The sequence below is a fragment of the Pauljensenia hongkongensis genome, from assembly GCF_001746855.1.
Taxonomy (GTDB): Bacteria; Actinomycetota; Actinomycetes; order Actinomycetales; family Actinomycetaceae; genus Pauljensenia; species Pauljensenia hongkongensis.
Genome location: NZ_CP017298.1, coordinates 569,239 through 582,213, shown reverse-complemented (window position 1 = coordinate 582,213; position 12,975 = coordinate 569,239). Strand labels below are relative to the sequence as shown.

The following is a 12,975-nucleotide window of genomic DNA, read 5'->3' as shown; positions in this document are numbered from 1 at the left end:
GGCCCCGGGTCCGGGCCGACGCCGGGGGCGGGTTTGCCGCCGCGCTCATGCCCCACGGCGCACAGTGCCTCCTCGGGATCGAGGCGGTCAGCGCACCGTCAATCGAGCGCGCGGTCCTGGAAGCCGCTGCCCCGGTCCGTTCGCGCTCACAGTCCCAGCTCCCTCCGGTAGAGTTCCTCGTCGCGCGCGCCGAACACGTCGAAGACCACGCGCATGCGGGAGGCTCCGGGCGCGGCGGAGTCCAGGAACGCGGCGGTCGTGGACACTGCGATGCGCGCGGCCTCGTCCTGTGGGAACCCGAAGACCCCGGTGGACACGCAGCACAGCGCCACCGTCCGCAGGCCGTGGGAGGCGGCCAGGCCGAGGCAGGACCGGTACGACGAGGCGAGGGCCGCGCGGTGCGCGTCGGTGAGCCGCCCGGAGACGATGGGCCCCACCGTGTGCAGGACGTGGCGGGCGGGCAAGTGGAAGCCCGGGGTGATCTCGGCCCCGCCTGTGGGCTCCGGGCCGAGTCCGGCCGCCCGCCGCAGGGCCATGATGCGCGCGCACGCCTCGCGCAGCTGGAGCCCGGCGGCGGAGTGGATCGCGTTGTCGATGCAGGCGTGGCCCGGGACCCTGCACCCCAGTAGGGCGGAGTTCGCGGCGTTGACGATGGCGTCGACTGCCAGGCGGGTGATGTCCCCGCGCCACAGGGCAAGGCGCGGGTGGATGGGGGAGGCCTCGGCGTCTTCCCACGAGGCGGTTCCCCGCGCCCGTGCCTCCGCGTCGAGGATGGCGCCCTCCACCTCGAGGTACTCCGGGTCGAGGGGGCTGGGTTCACGGGTGTTCATCAGGGCGCGGAGCAGGGCGCGCTGGGCTCCGGGGTCCAGGTCGGCCGGGGGCTCGGTGCCCTGCTCGGAGCAGAGGATCTCGACGGCGCGGCGCACGAGGCGGGAGCGCGCAGCGCTGTCCGCTTTCCCGGTGCCGGTGCCGGTTGCGGGGGTCGTCATGGGCGCGCCCTTTCGTCGGATACGTGTCTCAACGGCGCCCGGGCGCGCAGTATTCCGAGGATCCCGTGTTCCGCTGGTTCCCGGGGCGCGGGGGTGTCCGGGGACCCCAGCCCCGCCAACACGAGCTCCCGGGGCCGGTTCCCGGGGGGTGTCCGGGGACCCCAGCCCCGCCAACACGAACTCCCGGGGCCGGTTCCCAGGGCGCGGGGGTGTCCGGGTGTCGGGGTGTCGGGCGCCGCATTCCACGGGTTCCCGGCACCGCGTTCTCGGAGGCGCCCAGCCGGGGGCGCGGGCGGGCCGCTCGTTCTGTTCCCGGGCGGGTGGTTCTTTCCGCCCCCGGGCGCGGTGCACGTTCTGTCCCACCCGGGGCGGGCCGCCTCGATCGTTTCGGGCGAAGGGCGGTGGGCTGTGTTCTTCCTGAGCGGGGTATAGACGATGTCTATGGCCTCCTGGGGGGAATACCGATGCCGACGCGGGCCCGGCCCCCGGGTCCGGAATGCGGGTGCGGGGTCCGTGGCGCGGGCGGGCCGCTCGTTCTGTCCCCGGGTGGGTGGTTCTTTCTGCCCCCGGGCGTGGTGCGCGTTCTGTCCCACTCGGGTCGGGCCGCCTCGATCGTTTCGGGCGAAGGGCGGTGGGCTGTGTTCTTCCCGGGCGGGGGTATAGACGATGTCTATGGCCTCCTGGGGGGAATACCGGTGCCGACGCGGGCCCGGCCCCCGGGTCCGGAATGCGGGTCCGGGTAGCGGGCGCGGGGATGCCGGGTGTTGGGGTGCTGCCCGCTACTCTGCCCCGAGGCTCCGTGTGACTTCCTCGATGAGCTGGGCCATCGGGCAATCGTCCCGCCAGTACGCCCGGTACCGCATTACGACGGGGTTGCCGTCGGGGCCCACGAGGTCGTGCCCGACCAAGTCCTGGCGCGTCACCTTCGACTCCGGCAGGATCGCGCTGCCCAGGCCCAGGGCCACCCGGTCCTCCAGTTCCCGGTACGAGGCGGCCCGATCGGGGTGCTCCTTGAAGGGGAGCCCCGCGGACCGGAAGAACGCCTCGGTGAAAAGAGAGAGCCCGCACATGGGCGCCATGAGGACGAACGTGCGCGCGGACGCCTCGGCGGCAGTGACGGGCCCGGCGCCCGAATGCGGCTGGCCGGGGGAGTCGACCAGCCGCATCGCCTCCGATCCGATCTCGCGTTTCCGGTAGCGCGTGGCGGGCATCACAGCGGGCACGAGGGCGGCGTCGATGCCCCCGGTTTCGAGTTGGAGCTGCAGATCCAACAGGTCGTACTCGCTCAGCGCCAGGGAATCGGCGCTGAGACGGGGGTGGGCGCGGGCGGCGCGCCGCAGCCCCTCGATGAGGGAGCGCGGGACGAGGGTGGACGCGCCGATCGCCAGGTGGACGGGAGCGGCCTTCCCCTTCCTCGATGCGGCGGCGACCCGGTCGGCAGCGGCGGCAGCGTCCTCGATGAGGCCGATGACGGCCTCCCCGAAGGGAGTCAGGGCTACCCCCTGCGCCGACCTCTCGAACAACGGGTGGCCCATGAAGCCCTCGATCCTGCGCACGGCGGCCGACACGGACGGTTGTGTCAGACCGCACTCCCGGGCCGCCCCCGAGAACGACCCGCAGCGGTGGACGGCGGCCGCGCAGCGCAAGCCCTCCAGTGATAAACGATCATTCATACCAATCAGTATAGGAAGGCGCGGTCGGGGCGCCTAAGACGCCCAGGGCATGCGGTCGTGGAGGTGGGAGGTGCGTCATGCTTTCGTCAAAGGTGTTGATTCTCCTCATGGATTCTAAGTAAGGTGACAAAAACGCAACAAAGTTGTTAAATGTATGAAAGGGTACGGGACCAGGTTCCTGTACCCGCCCCGGAAGGAGTGTCATCGCCATGTCAGACGACACTGAGGCCAAGAGCCCCGTGCTCCCCGGCCAGCGCTCCATGTGGTGGCCGAAGTGGGACTCGTACATCGCTTGGGCGCCCCTCGAAATGGGCTACCGCGCCCTGTGGGGCTGTGCGCAGAGCCTGGAGCCCCAGGAGAGGACGTGGGTGAGGCGCCAGCCCACCATCTTCCAGCGCGGGGCCCTGGTCGAGCGGATCCTGCTGCACGCCCTGTTCGACGAGGCGCGCGCCGACGGCCGCATCACGTCGAAGAGGGGCATCGCGGAAGTCGGGGACGGCGCGCCCATGGCCTCCGCCATGTTCACCGTGCCCGGTTGGCACGCTGCCGCCAGTTACTGCCAAGCGCTGGTGTGCGTCGCCATCAGCGACAAGCGGGTCGGAGTGGACTGCGATGTGCTCGCCGCCGCCGAGCGCATCGCCCTGCTTCCCAGTATCTTCACAGTCGCCGAGCGGATGCACCTCAATGAGCACCCGGGGGACGTCGTCAACCTGTGGACGGCCAAGGAGTCGCTACTGAAACTGAAGCGCGCGCGCATCGACATCGACCCGGCCGATCCTGCCTACGACGTCATCAACCCCCGGGGCGCCCGCATCATCAGCTGGAACCCCACTCCGCGGACTGTCGCCTCTCTCAGTGTCGAGGACGGCGTGGACGAGGCGCCGATCCCCCTGGTCCTGCCCGGGGCGTAGTCCGCGCCGGGGTGCCGCGAAAACGCGGGCGGCCCCGCTGGAACAGCGGGGCCGCCCGGCAGGGCCGGTCCGGGATCACTCGTCGGCGGCGCTGGGGTGCGTCATGTCGGCGGGCACCACCCACGCGTCGAACTGCTCCTCCGTCAGGAAGCCCAGCTCCAGGGCGGACTCGCGCAGCGACAGGCCCTTGTGGTGCGCGTTCTTCGCGATCTTCGAGGCCTTGTCGTAGCCGATGTGGCGGTTCAGCGCCGTCACCTGCATAAGGTTGATATCCAGGTTGTGCTGGATCCTCTCGCGGTTCGGCTCGATCCCGTAGGCGCAGTGCGTGTCGAAGGACACGCAGGCGTCTCCGAGCAGGCGGATCGACTCCAGGACGTTCCACGCCATCACAGGTTTGAACACGTTGAGTTGGAAGTTGCCCTGCGAGCCCGCGAAGCCGACGGTCGCGTCGTTGCCGAACACCTGGGTGGCGACCATGGTCATCGCCTCGCACTGGGTGGGGTTGACCTTGCCGGGCATGATGGAGGAGCCGGGCTCGTTCTCCGGGATCAGCAGTTCGCCGATGCCGTTGCGCGGGCCCGAGGCGTACCAGCGCACGTCGTTCGCGATCTTCATGAGCGCGTCGGCCAGGACGCGCAGCGCACCGGACACCAGGACCAGGGCGTCGTGGGCGCCCAGTGCGGCGAAGAGGTTGTCCGCCTGCTTGAAGGCGATCCCGGTCTCCTCCGAGATCTTCTCGGCCGTTAGCCCGCCGAATTTCGGGTGCGCGTTCAGGCCCGTGCCCACCGCGGTGCCGCCGATGGCCAGTTCGCGGGCGCGCGAGTCCGCGTACTCGATGCCGTCCAGGGCGAAGTCGATCTGCGCGACCCACCCGGAGATGACCTGGCCCAGGCGGATCGGCGTCGCGTCCTGCAGGTGGGTGCGGCCCACCATGATGACGTCCTCGAACTCCTTCGCCTTCCCGTCCAGGGTGTCGCGCAGCTGGCGCACGCGCGGGTACATGTCGTGCAGCTCGGAGACCACGGCGATGTGCATGGCGGTGGGGAAGGTGTCGTTGGAGGACTGGCCGCGGTTCACGTGGTCGTTGGGGTGGACCGGCTTCTTGGAGCCCAGCGCGCCGCCCGCCAATTCGATGGCCCGGTTGGAGATGACCTCGTTGGCGTTCATGTTCGACTGGGTGCCCGAGCCGGTCTGGAAGACGACCAGGGGGAAGTGGTCGTCCAGCTTGCCGGAGATCACCTCGTCGCCCGCGCGGGCGATCAGGTCGGCGATGTCGCGGGGCAGCTCGCCCAGCTCAGCGTTCGCCAGGGCTGCGGACTTCTTGAGGATGCCGAGGGCACGCACCATGGGACGGCCCCACACGAAGGTGTTGCGGCCGATGTCGAAGTTGTGGAGGGACCGTTCGGTCTGCGCTCCCCAGTAGCGGTCGTTGGCGACCTCCACGGTCCCCATGGAATCGGATTCGGTGCGTGTGTTGTCGGCCATATTCGGCTCCTTCGCATCAGGCGATCATAACGGTCCCAGGATACCCGTTTCCCGCAGTCGCCCCGGGGGCCTCCCGTCCTAGCGGCGCTCCCATCCAGCTGGGTGCGCTCCGCGCGGATATGGGGAGCGTATAGCGAGGAGTCGGGTGGGCAGCGCGCCCGCCGCATGCACGACATCGCCGCCGGCGTCCAAGCGACGCTGGCGGCGATGCTATGGGTGGTCGAGCCTGCAGTGCGGTGCAGAGCCCGGTCTGTATCAGTTCACACCCATGAACATGTAGGCGTTCACCACTTTGCCATCAGTGTTGCGGAAAACGGTGTCGACTCCGCGCCCGACGACGTCGCCATTCGGCGCGGTCATCGACCAGCGCAGCAGCAACGCGTCACCGGACTCTGCGCGTTGATCGTAGGAGAAGGTCAGGCCCTTGTTGGCGATGAGGTCGTTGTGGACGCGTTCGATGTGTGCCGCGATATCGGTGGTTCCGGTCAGGGACAGGCCGGGTGAGGAGATGTGCAGTGAGCCCCCGGGGGCCCACACCTGCTCGATGAGGGCAAGGCGCTTGCCTGCGTCAGGTTCGGTCCAAGTGCGCAGGTAAGCGGCATCGAAGTCGGCGTTGGCCTGGATGGAGTCGGTCATGAGCGTCCCTTTCAGAAGGTGATGTTGACAATGTCAATTATAGCCTTGAAGTTGACACAGTCAACATATGGGTAGGCTTGATTCGTGAACCCCCGTGATTCAGTAATGACTCGTGCCGCTATCGTCGACGCGGCCTCGAAGCTGCTCGAGGACAGCGGGCCCGAAGCGGTGACGCTGCGTGCCGTCGGAGAAGCCGCCGGCGTGTCCCGCTCGGCCCCCTACCGTCACTACGCGGACAAGGCAGCGCTCATGCGCGCCCTGGCTGAGCGGGCACTGCGGCAGATCGCGAGACGGATTCGTCATGGCGCGGAGCACCACCAGGGCGAATGGCAACGGCTGCGCGCCGGCTGCCAGGCCTACATCGACTACGCCGTAGAGCGCCCCCATCACTACCAGCTGGTCTTCGGGGACACTCCGATTGCCGAACCGGATCCCGGGTTGGAGGAGGCTGCCGATAACGCCATGGCCGCCGTCGGCGAGCTCGTCGCCCAGGCGCAGGACGCTGGCCTGCTCCGTCCCGGGCCGACTCGTGAGATTGCCACCATCGTCTGGGTCCTGCTCCATGGGTTGGCCGCTCTGCAGATCACTGGTCATCTCCACGAGCCCAGGACCATCGACGGGGATGAGCATCTCGCGGACCTGCTCAACCTGGCTTTGGAACAGCTCCGGCCGTCATGAGCCGCCGTAACGACCCCGTCGGCCGGTAGCGATCCGGGACACGTCCAGGAAGTGAGGAGCCCAGCACTGCGCTCGGGCTCTCGTCGGCCCGCCCTACGCGTCCAGCGGGCACCGGCGCTGCACGGGCGTGCGAAGGCGCGTCTCCTCTTCAGGAGCCCCCGTCCAGCAGCGGGGCCGACGGCTTGCGCAGCCCAGGGTGGACCCACGCCGCCGCGCACGAGGCGCCGACCAGGGCCAGGGCGAGTGCGAACGGGGCCAGCGGCTGCCACCCGTACAGCGCGGTGGCGCTCACCGGCGCGAAGATCCACGTGATCGCGCCCGTCGCGGAAACGAGGCCGGCGACGCCCCCCTGCTCGTCGTCGCGCACCGCCAACGAGGCGCCCGCGGTGAAACCCGTCGACGTCAGTCCCGTCGCCACCCCCATGAAGAGCATCGCAACAGCCAGGGCCACCAGTGCGGACACCGCTGTGAGGACCGCGACGGCGGCGACGCCCACACTGACCCCGGCGCGCAGCAGGCGCCGCGGCGGCCACTGGAGGCGCGGGACGACGAGGAGCTGGGCGGTCATCGCGCCCGCCGCGCTGAGCAGGAGCATGAGCCCTGTGAGTGAGACAGCGCGGTCGGGGGCGGCCCCCACCCGGTCCTGGATGAGGAACCCCATGAGGATCTGGGTGACGCCCGCCGCGAAGTACAGGCCGATCACGCCCAGCACCCACGGCACGATGCGCGGATCCGTCCACGACACCCTCGGCGGCAGGGGACGGGCCGGGCGAGGGGCGCGGGAGGGGAGCGGGACAGCCCGGGCGCCCGCGGAAGGACTCCCGCAGCGGGTGGCGCCTGACTCCGACGGGGCGCCCGCGGAAGGACTCCCGCAGCCGGTGGCGCCTGACTCCGACGGGGCGCCCGGGGACGGCGTCCCCTGGTCCACACCGGCGCCGTCGTGGGGCACGCCCGCCCACGCGATCACCAGGGCGACCACGACGAACCACGGCGTCGCGTGGACGGGGGCGAATATCCACCACGCGCCCAGCAGGCTGGAGACCACAGAGCCGATCATCACCGACATGTTGATCGCGCCCGAGAACGCCGACGCCCCGCGCACACGGGACGCCTCGTCATGCGTGACCTCGGCGACCAGGGCCTGGCCGGTCGGGGGGATCGCCGCGACCGACGCCCCGAAGAAGGGCCCCCGCGCCGCCATGATCGCTCCTGCCGCCCAGGCCGCACCGATGCCGCCCCCCGCGCGCAGCCACACAGCTGTGGAGAACAGGGCGCCCGCGACGAGGGCCAGGAAGAGGGCGCACAGCAGGACGCGCCTGCGGCCCCACGCGATGGAGCGCCGCCCCCAGAACTGGCTGAGCAGCGCCACAGCCAGCGCCGCCAGCGACACGGCCGCCCCCACGATCCACTCCGGCAGGTCCAGCGCCCGCGACAAAGGTGCGATCGACACGTTGAGCATGTTCTGCGCCGTGTACGTGAACAGGGCGACGGCCACCAGGACGCGCAGTGTGGGATCGGCCAGAACGGGCGAGCGCGACCGGGAGGAGGGGTGATCAGGATGGGGCACACCTCATTCTAGGCCCCGCCCCCGCTGCTATCCGTGCTGGTGGGGGGCGCGGGCGTTCCCATCCGCTCCGTGGTGCCAGGGTGCCCCGTAGCCACTCGCGCCCCGAACGGCAGCAGGTGCCGCCTCTCAGACCGTCCCGGCCGCGGCGCGCCGCCCTCCACTGTCCGGCGGGGGAGGGGCCCCCTTACACCGGGGGCGCGGCGCGTGTTAGGGTCGGCCACCGTGAACCCCGTGAAGAGAACGATCCTGCTCGCCCAGGCGGCCTGGGCCGCCAGAACCGTGCGGCTCGCGCCCGAACCCGAGGGGGAGCGCTCCGGCATCGCGCGCGAGCGACTGGGAGCCACCCTGTCCGAGTACCTGCGCCTGGTCGCGGTGGGCGACTCCCTGGTGGCCGGATCGGGCGCCTCCAGCCAGGCCACCGCCCTCACCCCCCGCATCGCCGACCGGGTCGCCGCGGCGACCGGGGCGCCCGTCATCTGGGAGACGCACGCGCGGCTGGGCTCCACGATGCGCAGGGTCCGCCACCGCTTCCTCGACGAGGTCGAGGGGAGGCCGGACATCCTCTTCGTCTGCGCGGGCAGCAACGACATCATGGCGCGGCGCACGCGGGCCGAGTGGGCCGACGACCTCGAGGCGGTGCTCGGCCGGAGCCTGGAGATGGCCGCGCACGTCGTGCTGTGCAGCGCCGGCCAGCCGCACAACTCGCCGCGGCTGCCCGCGATGCTGCGCAGGGAGCTCGCCAAGCGCATCGACGCCCAGACCGCGGACTCGAAGAGCATCTGCGCGCGCCTGGGCGTCGACTACGCGGATGTCGCCCACGCCGACCTGGTCGAGGGGTTCTGGGCCTCCGACGGCTTCCACCCCTCGGAGGCCGGGTACGAGCAGGCCGCGGGCATGGTCGTCGGCGCGATGGGCTTCCTCCCCCGGCTGCGGCGCTGAGCGGCGCGCGCCCTCGTCCCCGCGCCCCGCGCCTATATGTCTGCGCGCCCGCGTCCCGCGCGCCGGGTGGGCGCTTCCGCGCGCTCCCGGGCCCTCACCTCCGGGCGCGGACCCAGGTGGTCACCCTCCAGCGCGAACCGCCCGACGGCTCGCGCCACTGGGCGTCCGACCGCTCCTCATCGCGGTCCCACGCCGACGCGTCGATCCCGGGGGCGTAGACGACGGGGCCGTCGTGGCCGGCGGTGGCGTCGCAGTCGATGTCCGTCACCACCAGCTCATCGACCAGGGGCATCGCCTGCTCGTAAACGCTGGCCCCGCCGATGATCCAGATCGTGGCCGCGCCGCTGGCCTCCGCGTGGGACCGGGCGCGCTCGAGCGCCTCGTCCAGGGAGTGCACCAGGTCCGCGCCGTCGGCGCGGTACTCGCGCGAGCCGGTGATCACGATATTGGCGCGCCCCGGCAGGGGCCCCCCGAGCGCCTCCCAGGAATGGCGGCCCATGATGATCGGGCAGCCCATCGTGGCGGCCTTGAAATGCGCGAAGTCGGCCGGGACGTGCCACAGCATGCCGCCCCCGCTCCCCAGGACGCCGCCCCGGTCCTGCGCCCAAATGGATGCGGTAGTAGTCATACGGCCACCGGCGCCTTGATCGTGGGGTGGTGCTGGTAGCCCTCGACGGACACGTCGTCGAAGGAGTAGTCGAACATCGACGGCGCCTTCGCCAACTCCAGGCGGGGGAAGGGGTAGGGCTCGCGGGACAGCTGCTCGGCCACCTGCTCGGTGTGGTTCGAGTAGATGTGGCAGTCGCCGCCCGTCCAGATGAAGTCGCCGACCTGGAGGCCCGCCTGCTGGGCGAACATGTGGGTGAGCAGAGAGTACGAGGCGATGTTGAAGGGGACGCCCAGGAACAGGTCCGCGCTGCGCTGGTACAGCTGCAGGGAGAGCCGGCCGTGGGCGGCGTAGAGCTGGAAGAAGGCGTGGCAGGGCTCCAGCGCCATCTGCGGCAGGTCGCCGACGTTCCACGCCGACACCACCATGCGCCGGGAGTCCGGGTCCGTGCGGAGCGTCTCCAGGACGTTCGAGATCTGATCGATGCGCGTGCCCCCGCCCGCGTTCCACGAGCGCCACTGCACGCCGTACACCGGGCCGAGCTCGCCGCCCTCGTCGGCCCACTCGTTCCAGATGCGGATCCCGTGCTCCTGCAGCCACCCGACGTTCGAGGACCCCGACAGGAACCACAGCAGCTCCCCGACCACGGACTTGAGGTGGACGCGCTTGGTGGTGATCAGGGGGAATCCCCGCGACAGGTCGTAGCGCAGCTGGGCGCCGAAAACGGAGCGAGTGCCCGTGCCCGTCCGGTCCCCCTTGGCGACCCCTTCCGCCATGACGCGGGCGAGGAGGTCCTCGTACTGGCGGTCGACCACGTCAGTCGATTCTCTCGCTGGTGAACGCGTGGTGGGAGGGCAGGGCGCGGTCGACCACGGAGTGCTCGATCGTGCAGTTGCGCTTGATCGCGGCGTCGGCGCGGCGGATCAGGTCGGCCTGCTCCTGCTCGTCCAGGGCGGACAGGTCCTGCACCAGCTCCACCTCGACGTGGGTGAAACGGTCGGCGTCCTCGTCGTAGTCGGCGGACACGCCCACGAACTGGGCGAAATCGTCGCCGAGGCGGCTGACGAGGCGGGTGTCCGAACTCATCGCGTTGCAGCCCGCGATCGCGAGTTTGAGCAGGTCGCCGGGGGAGAAGCACCCGGGGCCGTGCCCCACGCGGACCTCGGCGCCGTCCTGATTGCGTGCGACGTACTCGCGGACGCCCGTGCGCTCGAGGTAGAGGGACGGCTGGGGTTTCGTTGAATCGCTCATAGGGGGATTCTGCCCTCTCCGCCGCCCCCGGGCAATGCGAACCGCCCACAGCGGCCCGGCGGCGTGACGGGGCCGACCCGGCCCGGCCGCTCGGAGCGCGGCCGGGCCGGTCAGCTCAGCCCTGCTTCGCCGCCCATTCGGCCGCCAGCTGGTGCTCGCGGTCGAAGGCGTGGCCCACGCGGGCCACCGCCTCCTTCTCGACGCGCCCGCCGACCAGCGGGACGTTCACGGTGATCGTGCCGTTGAGCGCGCGGGCGCAGCCGTCGCCGTCGGGCGTCAGCGTGGAGTCGACCGCCGCGGAGACGGGCGCACCGCCGACGGCCACCTCCGTGTGGGCGGTGGCCCCCTCCTCCGTGCGCGTCCACGCCTCGGTGAACGTCAGGGTGATGCCGTTCTTGGTGAAGGGGCGCGCGATAGCCGGGATCAGCTCCGGATTGACCGTGCCCACGTAGGTGATGGTGTCGCCCTCGACGGTGACCTCCGGGTTGGCGGCCATGAAGCGCCCGAAGCGCATGTCGAGGAAGGCGGGGTCGGTGGACATGCGGATGACGGAGTCGACGTCCAGGGGGTAGGTGGCGGATTGAGTGAATTCCATGAGTGCTCTCCTTGTCGGATTACTGGCGTGGCGTGAGCGTGTTGCTCGATTCGAGTCTCGAGTCGCCTCGTTGGTGCCGCGCTGGAACTAGAGTAGAGGACATGAGAAGCCTCATGCAGTTAGCTGAAGAAGCCTCCTCAACGCCGTTGCCCGACAAGGACATCGATTGGCTCCACCTGCTCCTCGCGGATTGGCAGGTGCTGGCCGATTTGGCCGCGGCCGACCTGGTCCTGTGGCTGCCCTCGGACGACGGGCGCTTCATCGCCGCAGCGCACTGCCGTCCCGCGACCTCCACGACCGTCCACGTCGACGACATCATCGGCCTGCACCTGCCCGCCGCGCGGGAGATCGAACTGCGCCGCGCGATGCAGACCGGGCAGGTCATCCGCTCCCAGGCGGCGCGCTGGGCGGGGACGTACTCGATGATGGAGACCTGCGTGCCCGTGTGCCACGACGGGACGATCATCGCGGTCGTCACGCGGGAGGCGAACCTGTCGAGCCCCCGGCTCTCCCTGGGGTTCGAGGGGTGGACCGTGGCCGCCGCCGACACGCTGTGCCAGATGATGGCGCGCGGCGAGTACCCCTACGACTCGACGCCGCAGGTCTCCGCCCACGGCGTGCCCCGCGTCCTCGACGGCGCGCTGCTGCTGGACGCGGAGGGGCGGGTGCAGCAGGCCACCCCGAACGCCGTGTCGTGCCTGCGCCGCCTGGGGATCCGTTCCCACGTGACGGGCAAAGTGCTCGCCCAGGAAGTGACGAACGTCATCGGAGACGACAGCCTCATCGAGGAGTCCATGGCCGTCGTGGTCATGGGCCGCGCGTCGTGGAGGGTGGAGATCACCGCCCGCGCCTCGACGATCACCATGCGCGCGTTGCCGCTGGTCAACGGGCGCAAACGGCTGGGCGCGGTCGTCCTCACGCGCGACGTGTCGGAGATGCACCGGCACCGGCAGGAGCTCATGACGAAGGACGCGACGATCCGTGAGATCCACCACCGTGTGAAGAACAACCTGCAGACGGTGTCGGCGCTACTGCGCCTCCAGTCGCGGCGCTCGCGGGAGGACGGCGTCAAAGCGGCGCTCGCCGAGGCGGAGCGGCGGGTCCAGGCGATCGCGACCGTCCACGCCGCCCTCTCCCACAACGTCAACGAGTCCGTTGACTTCGACGAGGTGGCGCGCACCGTGCTGCGGATGTCGGGGGCGGTGGCGTCCACGGACCACAGTGTCAAGGTGGCCACCAGCGGGAGGTTCGGGGTCATCCAGGCCGATCAGGCCCAGGCCCTGGCCACAGTGCTCAACGAACTGGTCGCCAACTCCGTCGAGCACGGCCTGGCCGACTGCGACGGGCGCATCGAGGTGCGCGCCGAGCGCAGGGGCGACACCATGACGGTCACGGTCGCCGACGACGGCGCGGGCTTCGAGCCGGGGACCCCGATGACCGGCCTGGGCACGCAGATCGTCAAGCAGATGGTGAGCGGGGAGCTCAAAGGCAATATCGAGTGGGCGCTGCGCGAGGGCGGGGGCACGGTCGTCACGATCGTCATGCACCTGGACCGCCCGTGAGGGGCCGCCCGGGCTGACGGCTGTGCCCGGACCGGGCGGGCGCCAGACGATCCCCCGCCCGGAGCGGGCGCCACGGGTTTCC

The 12,975-nt window shown here is 70.7% G+C and carries 13 protein-coding genes; 4 read left to right on the top strand and 9 right to left on the bottom strand.

Annotation, left to right across the window (positions count from 1 at the left end; genetic code table 11):
• Positions 1–146 precede the first annotated feature (146 nt).
• Both BH719_RS02425 and BH719_RS02420 read right to left on the bottom strand, forming a co-directional pair.
• Complete coding sequence (locus BH719_RS02425; RefSeq protein WP_009743150.1) at positions 147–989, bottom strand: protein-ADP-ribose hydrolase; 843 nt, start codon at positions 987–989, stop codon at positions 147–149.
• 779 nt (positions 990–1,768) lie between these two features.
• Positions 1,769–2,662: a LysR family transcriptional regulator gene (locus BH719_RS02420; protein ID WP_009743149.1), complete on the bottom strand. Its 894-nt coding sequence runs from the start codon at positions 2,660–2,662 to the stop codon at positions 1,769–1,771.
• A 209-nt stretch (positions 2,663–2,871) separates the two neighbouring features.
• On the opposite strand from BH719_RS02420, the gene BH719_RS02415 reads away from it, so the two are divergent.
• A complete protein-coding gene (locus BH719_RS02415; RefSeq protein WP_009743148.1) occupies positions 2,872–3,573 on the top strand; it encodes a 4'-phosphopantetheinyl transferase family protein in 702 nt (233 codons plus the stop codon).
• 75 nt (positions 3,574–3,648) lie between these two features.
• Here BH719_RS02415 and fumC read toward each other — a convergent pair whose 3' ends face one another.
• Both fumC and BH719_RS02405 read right to left on the bottom strand, forming a co-directional pair.
• Positions 3,649–5,058, bottom strand: coding sequence for a class II fumarate hydratase (gene fumC, locus BH719_RS02410; protein ID WP_009743147.1), 1,410 nt, complete (start codon positions 5,056–5,058; stop codon positions 3,649–3,651).
• A 255-nt stretch (positions 5,059–5,313) separates the two neighbouring features.
• On the bottom strand, positions 5,314–5,694 hold the full coding sequence (locus BH719_RS02405) for a nuclear transport factor 2 family protein (protein ID WP_009743146.1): 381 nt from the start codon (positions 5,692–5,694) through the stop codon (positions 5,314–5,316).
• Positions 5,695–5,778: 84 nt separating this feature from the next.
• Between BH719_RS02405 and BH719_RS02400 the strand changes: the two genes are divergently transcribed.
• Positions 5,779–6,372 (top strand): TetR/AcrR family transcriptional regulator, encoded by a 594-nt coding sequence (locus tag BH719_RS02400; RefSeq protein ID WP_034218890.1) that lies wholly within the window; start codon positions 5,779–5,781, stop codon positions 6,370–6,372.
• 148 nt (positions 6,373–6,520) lie between these two features.
• Here BH719_RS02400 and BH719_RS02395 read toward each other — a convergent pair whose 3' ends face one another.
• A complete protein-coding gene (locus tag BH719_RS02395) occupies positions 6,521–7,939 on the bottom strand; it encodes an MFS transporter (RefSeq protein WP_009743144.1) in 1,419 nt (472 codons plus the stop codon).
• A 231-nt stretch (positions 7,940–8,170) separates the two neighbouring features.
• Here BH719_RS02395 and BH719_RS02390 point away from each other — a divergent pair, with 231 nt between their 5' ends.
• Positions 8,171–8,878, top strand: a complete 708-nt coding sequence (locus BH719_RS02390) for a GDSL-type esterase/lipase family protein (protein WP_245683307.1) — start codon at positions 8,171–8,173, stop codon at positions 8,876–8,878.
• A 94-nt stretch (positions 8,879–8,972) separates the two neighbouring features.
• Here BH719_RS02390 and BH719_RS02385 read toward each other — a convergent pair whose 3' ends face one another.
• From BH719_RS02385 to BH719_RS02370, 4 genes are all read right to left on the bottom strand, one after another.
• On the bottom strand, positions 8,973–9,506 hold the full coding sequence (locus tag BH719_RS02385; protein ID WP_009743142.1) for a dihydrofolate reductase: 534 nt from the start codon (positions 9,504–9,506) through the stop codon (positions 8,973–8,975).
• Complete coding sequence (locus tag BH719_RS02380) at positions 9,503–10,261, bottom strand: thymidylate synthase (RefSeq protein WP_050790652.1); 759 nt, start codon at positions 10,259–10,261, stop codon at positions 9,503–9,505. Before BH719_RS02380 ends, BH719_RS02385 begins: the two co-directional genes overlap by 4 nt.
• A gap of 40 nt (positions 10,262–10,301) precedes the next feature.
• The gene (locus BH719_RS02375; protein WP_009743140.1) at positions 10,302–10,736 is read right to left on the bottom strand and encodes an OsmC family protein; all 435 of its coding nucleotides are present in this window, start codon (positions 10,734–10,736) and stop codon (positions 10,302–10,304) included.
• 115 nt (positions 10,737–10,851) lie between these two features.
• Positions 10,852–11,331: a DUF2505 domain-containing protein gene (locus BH719_RS02370; RefSeq protein WP_009743139.1), complete on the bottom strand. Its 480-nt coding sequence runs from the start codon at positions 11,329–11,331 to the stop codon at positions 10,852–10,854.
• 101 nt (positions 11,332–11,432) lie between these two features.
• Here BH719_RS02370 and BH719_RS02365 point away from each other — a divergent pair, with 101 nt between their 5' ends.
• Complete coding sequence (locus tag BH719_RS02365; RefSeq protein WP_009743138.1) at positions 11,433–12,893, top strand: sensor histidine kinase; 1,461 nt, start codon at positions 11,433–11,435, stop codon at positions 12,891–12,893.
• The last annotated feature ends 82 nt before the right edge of the window (positions 12,894–12,975 follow it).